General features: G+C 46.4%; 4 protein-coding genes, 1 tRNA gene and 1 pseudogene. 2 read left to right on the top strand and 4 right to left on the bottom strand.

Annotation, left to right across the window (positions count from 1 at the left end; all coding sequences use genetic code 11):
- A partial coding sequence (locus tag HMPREF9098_RS07170; protein ID WP_003783370.1) for a hypothetical protein occupies positions 1-1,108 on the bottom strand: 1,108 nt, incomplete at its 3' end.
- Entirely contained in the window at positions 1,080-3,992 is a 2,913-nt protein-coding gene (locus HMPREF9098_RS07175; RefSeq protein ID WP_003783372.1) for an ESPR-type extended signal peptide-containing protein, read from the bottom strand. The genes HMPREF9098_RS07170 and HMPREF9098_RS07175, both read right to left, overlap by 29 nt.
- A 100-nt stretch (positions 3,993-4,092) precedes the next feature.
- On the opposite strand from HMPREF9098_RS07175, the gene HMPREF9098_RS07180 reads away from it, so the two are divergent.
- Entirely contained in the window at positions 4,093-4,734 is a 642-nt protein-coding gene (locus tag HMPREF9098_RS07180) for an IS1595-like element ISKde1 family transposase (protein WP_003783373.1), read from the top strand.
- 368 nt (positions 4,735-5,102) lie between these two features.
- Positions 5,103-5,193: transfer RNA gene (locus tag HMPREF9098_RS07185), tRNA-Ser, on the top strand.
- A gap of 62 nt (positions 5,194-5,255) precedes the next feature.
- Here HMPREF9098_RS07185 and HMPREF9098_RS07190 read toward each other — a convergent pair.
- On the bottom strand, positions 5,256-5,915 hold the full coding sequence (locus tag HMPREF9098_RS07190) for a hypothetical protein (protein WP_003783374.1): 660 nt from the start codon (positions 5,913-5,915) through the stop codon (positions 5,256-5,258).
- Between the two features lie 31 nt (positions 5,916-5,946).
- Positions 5,947-6,444: pseudogene (locus HMPREF9098_RS11960) on the bottom strand (RNA ligase); the annotation flags it as partial.

Genomic DNA, 6,444 nt, shown 5'->3' on the forward strand with positions numbered 1-6,444 from the left:
TCTGGTCACCGTTGGTAGCGTTCACTTCCTGTTTCACAGTCAAACCATTACCTGCAGCAAAGGTTACTTTTTGACCTGGTTTAACGGTAGTGGCAGTGGCAGTAGTACCGCTGGCCAATCTACCACCGGCAGTAGCTTGGAAGCCGCTGTTGTTGATGGCATTGGCAATGTCACCCGCTGTGGCCAGTTTGCCTTGGTCAGCTGTGGCTGGCGGAGTTACTTTGCCATTGGTCACAGTCAACGGAGTGGTGGCTACGGCTTGCGTAGTAATCTGACTCGCCACAGCTTTCAACTGAGCAACGTTTACTACATCAGTATCTTCCTTACCTGCGGCCACCCCTGTAATCTGACGAGTAATGTTATTTGTAGCATCACCTACAGATACTGCTGCTTCGGTAGCAGTCCAAGCAGCATTATTTTTAGCTGTAACTGCATTCAGTGGATCAGCTCCTACCACACCAGCAGCGGTAGAAGCAACTGATTTATTACCCAAAGCAACCGACCCATTTACAGTCGCTTTGGTATCTGAGCCTAAAGCTACAGTATTAGCAACTGTTCTAGGAGATGCGGCAGTAGCGTCATTAGCACGAGTACCGATAGCAACATTGTCATCACCATCCAAATGACGCGCAGCAGTCCAACCAATTACTGTATTATGCTGACCCTTCGATTCCAAACCAGCTTGTTCGCCAATACCAATACTAGCATTGCCCTCATAGCCATTCATGGCTTGGGTACCTACGGCAACATTGTTGTTACCATTGCTATCGATTGCTGCAGAATCGCCAATCGCGACAGTACGGGTATTATTGCTCGCCCCCTTACCAGCATTAAGGCCAACAGATACACTATTCGCAGCACCAGCTTCAGCGCCATACCCCGCAGCAAAAGCACTGGCTCCAGCTGCCTTACTGTCATTACCTACAGCAACCGAATTATTACCTGTTGCCGCTGCCGCTGCACCAACTGCTGTTGCTGAAGCACCAGTTGCATTGGCCGCACGACCAATTGCTGTTGTACTGCTATTGGTTATTGCTTTAGCATTTAAACCCAATGCCGTTGCGCCCCACTTATTGGCTTCAGCATTGCCACCAATTTGCTGTAGCACCGTCCCCTGTTGCTTTAGTATATACACCAACTGCTGTTGCTGAATCTTTACTGCCTCTGGCACCATCACCCAAAGCAACAGAAGATTTACCAGTCGCATGAGAATCTTGACCAGCAGCTAAAGAATTTTGACCAAAAGCTTCTGATTTTTGTCCGAATGCAGCAGCATTAGTGCCTTTGGCAGCACTATCCGCACCCACAGCCACTGAGCCAACACCAGTAACTGTACCTGAGTCAGCAGTAGCTGTGCCTACATCAACAGAAGCATTAGTACCAATTGCAATCGAATTATCTGTCTTAGCAGAGGCATTCACGCCAGCTGCCAGTGCTTTATCACCAGTGGCACCATCATTATTGTAGTTACCATCTGTAGATCCACTACCTTTAACACTGTAGTAGTGCGTAGCTGAAGACGAAGATGAGGCAGTAATTTGATTTGCCACAGCCTTAAGTTGAGCAACGTTTACTGCGTCAGAATCTTCCGTACCTGCAGCCACATTAATGATTTGACGGGTGCCATTCTGTGTACCTACTGATACTGCACCTAACTCACCCTTTACCGTAGCCCTAATATTATTTTGATCAGTATTAGAAGCTGACGCCAGTGCATAAACCTGATTGTTAGCCACAGTAGGCGCCGCATTAGCCTGAACTTTAGTCGCATCAATAGCAGCCCGAGTAGCCTGAGAGCCATAACCCAAGGCAACTGAATTAGCTGCAGCTGCAATAGTGGAACTATCTGCACCAATTGCTACGCTATTATCACCAGCAGCATTGGCACTGGAGCCAATAGATATACTATTTACCTGAGAAGCCACTGCAGCTGCACCAATAGCCGTAGAGGCTTTACCACTAGAACGTGCATTAGAACCGATGGCTACCGCCTGCTCCTCTTCCGCACGACTAGCACCAAGAGTAACTGCCTGACGACCCGCTGCATAAGCGGAATCGCCAATTGCAATTGCACCCTCAGAGTTTGATTGGCCAACAACAGATTTTGCTGCAACTTCAGCGCTACCAACGGCAATAGAACTAGCACCGGCCGCTTTAGCGTTAATCCCTGCTGCCAAGGCTTTGCTGCCAGTTGCACCGTCATTATTATAGTTATTGTCAGTATTTGCGCCGTTTACATGGTAGAAGTGAATACCATTACCACCGGCAGCTGTAATTTGTTCCTGTAAACCTTTAGCCACATAGAACAACTGGCTACCGTTAATGGCATCAGTGCTAGCCGCAGTAATTGCGCCTGGCGCAACATGTTTGATTTGGCGTTCAAAACCTGCCGCACCAACAGAAACTTGGTCACCAGGAACCACCTTGCCGCTACCCGCAAACGGGCTAGTCCCTCCACCGTAGGTGATTGCACCAATTGTGGCAGACGGTACATCAGTAGCGTTTGTTGCAGTTGTACTACCCGCACCCAAAGCAACAGCATTGGCCAATGTAGCATTTGCCCCTACACCGAGTGCAGCCGAATAATCACCCGTGGCATGAGATTTCGTACCTACTGCTGTTGCCAAATCTGCCGCTTTAGCGGAAACACCCACAGCAACCCCTGCTTGACCAGTAGATGTGCCGATATAGCGATTACCAGGCGTAAAATCAACCAAGTTATGGCCCGTTAACTCCCGATATTTTTGTGCCAGCTGCGTATCGTTATATGCGTTATTATCCGCAGTCGAAGAAGTGGTACGCAACACTGTGGAAGCAACCGAATCCAAATCATCACCACCAATTGCAACCGAAGAATCTCCTGTTGAACGGGTATTCGCACCCAGTGCCACAGACTGATCGCCTGTTGCCTGAGCATCAAAACCAAAAGCAATGGACTGCGATTTAGAAGCTACAGACTCAGCACCAAACGCAATTGTCTGCAAACCACCTGATCTTGCTGTCTTACCAATCGCGATGTTATTCATCGTTTTATCAGGCTGAGATGCTATCCGAGGATAAGTTGCCGAGTTGGTTTCCGTGGATGCGCCGTACCCCAACGCAATTGAGTTCTCTCCATCGGCCTTAGCATTACTGCCTGCGGCAAAAGCGTTGCCGCCATTAGCTTTAGCTTTTAAGCCGATTGCGGTTGCATGAGCTTCTGGAGCCTCTGCGCCTACCCCGATGGCAACCGCAGCAGAACCCTTCGCTTGCGACGCCATGCCAGCAGCAATCGCACCGTCTGCCTCTGCATGAGAATCTGCGCCAAATGCCAAAGATGCTTTACCTGTTGATTGGCTCATATGTCCAATGGCAACAGAGCCACGACCACTGGCCGTTGTGCTGGTAAAGCCGATGGCCGGATCCGAAGCATCTTTAGTTGAAACACCTTCTACAGTAATCGGCTGGCCGGCATAATTGCGCCAATCTTGGGCACCACTATATTTCCCGGCAGACGTTTTACTGTCATTATTACCTAGATCATCACCACCAATTGCAATAGACGACTGACCTGTCGCATATACTTGTGCACCAAGCGCAACAGACTGGCTGTTTGCCACACTAGCCTCACCGACTACCACCTGCTGCCCCATTGTGTTTTTCGCTGTATTTGGATTAGCATCGCTAGTAGCTTCAGCACCATGCCCAATAACAACAGCAGACTCGCCATTTGATTTGTTTTTGGCACCACTACCCAAAACTATTGTGTAATTAGTCTTTGCATCACTGTTATTACCCATGGCAATTGCCTCATCATCTGCTGCGACAGCACCAGTCCCCCACGTTAATCCGGCGGCCTGCACAGCAGTAGACGAGAGCATCATACCCACAGCAGCCACCGCTACAGCAATGGTTTTGCTTGATTTGGATTTACCATGGGCGGTACTGATTTCGGATACGGCCACCCATGTATTGGCGGCATCGCTCCAAACAACTTTATAAACCTTATTCATAGCTTTCTTCCTAAAAGTGTAAAAAACAAAGGGGTAAAACAAAATTTAAGGGGCTGTCCTAGATAACTCAGGAAATTCACATTAAGTTAGAATTTCCCCTATGAGAAAAAGTCGTCTAAGTCAGTACAAACAAAACAAACTGATTGAGCTATTCGTAGCAGGCGTAACCGATCGTACGGCTGCCGAATTGGCGAATATCAACAAAAGCACGGCTGCCTATTACTTCCACCGCCTACGCCTGCTCATTTACCAAAACAGCAGCCATTTGGAAATGTTTGACGGCGAAGTGGAAGCAGCCGAAAGCTATTTTGGCGGACACCGCAAAGGCAAACGCGGTCGTGGCGCGGCAGGGAAAACCGCAGTATTCGGTCTGTTGAAGCGCAACGGTAAGGTTTACACCGTTGCCGTACCCAATACGCAGACAGCGACCCTGTTACCGATTATTCGAGAGCAGGTTACTCCCGACAGCATCGTTTATACCGATTGCTATAAGAGCTATGACGTATTGGACGTGAGCGAATTTAACCATTTCCGCATCAACCACCACACACATTTTGCTGAAAAGCAAAACCACATTAACGGAATCGAGAACTTTTGGAGTCAGGCAAAACGGCATTTGCGTAAGTTCAACGGCATTCCGAAAGAGCATTTTGAGCTGTATTTGAAGGAGTACGAATGGCGTTTTAACAACAGTGAAATCAAAGTTCAAATTTCCATTTTAAAACAATTTGGTAAGAAGTAATTTATCCTAGTTATCTAGGACAGCCCCTAATTTAAAATTTAAATTTATTTCAATTCCAATAGATAACAAACTCTTAAAGAATTGAAAATTTGAAAAAAATTTATTTAACTGGCGATTATATATGAATTCCTTTAAAGTTCTCAATCAATTATTTGAATTCGATTACACTGTTTTGTAATTTCACACGTTTTATATTTTTAAATATTTGTTTATTAAATAAAATTTAATTTATTCGTTATTTTTAAAATTTAAATTTTCACAATAGTTTACTTTAACGCTGTTGTTTTTATTGTTTTTTCAGAAGTTTTTACAAAACGGTTCGTTCATCTTGTCGCCAGTTTCATCATCCGCTATAATCCGCTTTCCATAGAGAGGTGGATGAGTGGTTTAAGTCGCACGCCTGGAAAGCGTGTATACGTGAATAGCGTATCGAGGGTTCGAATCCCTTCCTCTCTGCCAGACACCAAAAAGCAGCCTGCACTTTGAAAATTAAAAGTGCAGGCTGCTTTTTCTTTGCCGCATTATCCGTTGATGATTTCCATTTTCTGCTGCAAAAATGTCTGATTAGCGTGCACATCAGGCAACGGGAACTGCTCCGATTTTTCACCGAAATGCGATTTCACCGGCAGGTTTTCCAGCAACTGATGAATATCCTGCGCCGTCAAAAAACGCCCGTGCAAATCCCAGCCGACATTCAAAATCCGTCCCGGAATTTCCGCCACATGGTCGTGAATATGCCCGTGCAAATGATACCAACCTTTGTGGCAGCCATCCCATTCATGGATGGGATAATGGAACAAAATCAGTGTATTGTTGATTTCCGGCAGCTTCATTTTCAAATAATCCTGCGCACTCGACAACATTGGCAATCCGTCATGTTTGGGCGTGTTTTTCAAACGCTCGATATGCTGCCGGATTTCCTGGTCATGGTTGCCATAAATCAGATGGTGCGTGCCATTCAGTCGGTACAGAACGCTCTCTACCTGCCGGAACTCTCTGGCAAACGACACATCGCCCAAGTTATACACAACATCTTCGAGCGATACCGTCTCGTTCCAGCGCGCAATCATAAACTCGTCCAGTTCTTCAAGATGATTCGTGGCCGGACGGAAGGCGGGACAAAATTTTGCAATGTTTTTATGCGAAAAATGCAAATCCGAAGTAAAAAATATTTTTGCCATTTCATTTTCTTTCTATATATTCAACCAGCGCTCAAGCAGCCTGCACCTTTTGCAGGAATTCCTGAATGAACGCAATTTTTTCCAATTCGCCCAATCCATTGAAATAGGCTTTATTTTCAGCAACATGGTCAATCAGCGGATAAAACTCCTCATCCACTTGCCGTTTATCCAATTTCCGCCCCAAATTATCTGACTTGCTGCGGCCAAGGAATTTGGAAATCAGATAATAAGGCGATTTCAACTTGAACAGCATTTCTTTGCTTTCTGCATCAAATACCATAAAGCCCTCGTGTTCCACCGTTTTCAAAAGCGCCTGCAACGCACCGAAAGTAATATTTTTAATGACCTGCGGCCGCTTCAAACCATACTGCGCCGCCAATTTATCCAACTCGTCTTCACGCCATTGACGCCCCGTTGCCACTTCCACAATGCCAATCAATGTTGCGCCGAACTCCTCGCGGATAATGTGCACATCGCTCGGGTCGCAAATTTCAAATAAAAACGTGTGGTTGGGATACTCCATAAGAGA

This window comes from Kingella denitrificans ATCC 33394, from assembly GCF_000190695.1.
GTDB lineage: Bacteria > Pseudomonadota > Gammaproteobacteria > Burkholderiales > Neisseriaceae > Kingella_A > Kingella_A denitrificans.

Coding starts and splice junctions, on each gene's coding strand:
- HMPREF9098_RS07175 (WP_003783372.1), bottom strand. CDS start 3,992: ATGAATAAGGTTTATAAAGTTGTTTGGAGCGATGCCGCCAATACATGG.
- HMPREF9098_RS07190 (WP_003783374.1), bottom strand. CDS start 5,915: ATGGCAAAAATATTTTTTACTTCGGATTTGCATTTTTCGCATAAAAAC.
- HMPREF9098_RS07180 (WP_003783373.1), top strand. CDS start 4,093: ATGAGAAAAAGTCGTCTAAGTCAGTACAAACAAAACAAACTGATTGAG.